This window comes from Micromonospora yasonensis (assembly GCF_026013475.1).
Lineage (GTDB): Bacteria > Actinomycetota > Actinomycetes > Mycobacteriales > Micromonosporaceae > Micromonospora > Micromonospora yasonensis.
On record NZ_JAPDPH010000457.1, the window covers coordinates 1 to 1340 of the forward strand.

At 76.8% G+C, this 1340-nt stretch carries 2 protein-coding genes; one reads left to right on the top strand and one right to left on the bottom strand.

What is annotated here, in order from left to right; genetic code table 11:
* A partial coding sequence (locus ONA70_RS36295) for an alpha/beta hydrolase (RefSeq protein ID WP_265010991.1) occupies positions 1 to 815 on the top strand: 815 nt, incomplete at its 5' end.
* A gap of 9 nt (positions 816 to 824) precedes the next feature.
* On the opposite strand, the gene ONA70_RS36300 is transcribed toward ONA70_RS36295, so the two are convergent.
* On the bottom strand, positions 825 to 1340 hold a 516-nt coding region (locus ONA70_RS36300; protein WP_265010992.1), incomplete at its 5' end, for a trehalose-6-phosphate synthase.

The window sequence follows — 1340 nt, forward strand, 5'->3', positions numbered from 1 at the left end:
AACGGGTGCGGGTCGTCCGGGCGTGGGAGTGGGCCCGGCCGGAGCGCCGGGCCCGCCGCGAGCTGCTGGCCGCGGTGCCCGAGCTGGACCAGGCGAAGCCGCCGCTGCTCTTCGTACCCGGGTTCGGGCACGGGGCGTGGGCGTTCGCCGAGCACTGGCTGGAGCACGCCGCCGACCGGGGATTCCCGGCGTACGCGCTGAGCCTGCGCGGGCACGGCGGCAGCGAGCCGGCGCCGGACGCGACGCTGCGCGCGTACACCCATGACGTGGTCCAGGCGGCGGCGGGCCTGCCGCGGCAGGCGGTGCTGGTGGGGCACGGCGCCGGCGCCCGGGTGGTCGGGCACGCCCTGGCCCGCTACCCGGCCCGGGCGGCGGTGCTGGTGGCGCCGGTGCTCGGCGGCTGGGGGACGGCGGGCACGGCGCTGCGGCGCAACCCCGTCGGCACGCTGCCGGCGGTTTTCGGCGCCCGCCTGCGGCTCAGCCGCCGGCAGCTGTTCAGCCGGGAGCTGCCCGACGCCGACGCCCGCCGGCACGTCGCCCGGCTGGGCCGGGCCAGCCGGCGGGCGCAGTGGCAACTGCTCACCGGCCGGGAGCCGGAGCCGGCGGTGGGCCGTCCGCCGGTGCTGGTGCTGGGCAGCCCGGACGACCGGGTGGTGTCGGCGTCCGCGCTGACCCGGGCGGCCCGCCGGTACGCCTCGGCCCCGCTGCTCTTCCCCGGCATGGGGCACGACCTGATGCTCGACGCCCGGTGGCGGGAGCCGATCGACGCGATCCTGGACTGGCTCGAGAAGGATCCGGCGCCGGCGCTCGGCTGAGCACCACGGTCAGCGGGTCCGGGCGCGCCGCCTGAGCAGGGAGCCGCTCTCCTCCAGCGCGCTCAGGTAGGACCCCGCCCAGGCGTGGATGTCGTTGCGGGCCAGGTGTTCTCGCATCGCCCGCATCCGGGCCGAGACGTCCTCCGGCGCGGCCCGCAGCGCCGCGAGCAGCCCGTGCTTGAGCCCCTCCAGGTCGTGCGGGTTCACCAGGTACGCCTGGGTGAGTTCGGCGGCCGCCCCGGCGAACTCGCTGAGCAGCAGGGCTCCGGTGTCGTCCACCCGGGCGGCCACGTACTCCTTGGCGACCAGGTTCATCCCGTCCCGCAGCGGGGTCACCGCCATCACGTCGGCGATCCGGTAGAGGGCGACCAGTTCGGCCCGGTCGAAGGGCTGGTTGAGGTAGTGGATGGCCGGCTCGCCGACCCGGCCGAACTCGCCGTTGATCCGGCCGACCTGATGCTCCACCCGGTCCCGGAGGATCTGGTACTGGGTGACCCGCTCCCGGCTGGGCACCGCGACCTGGAT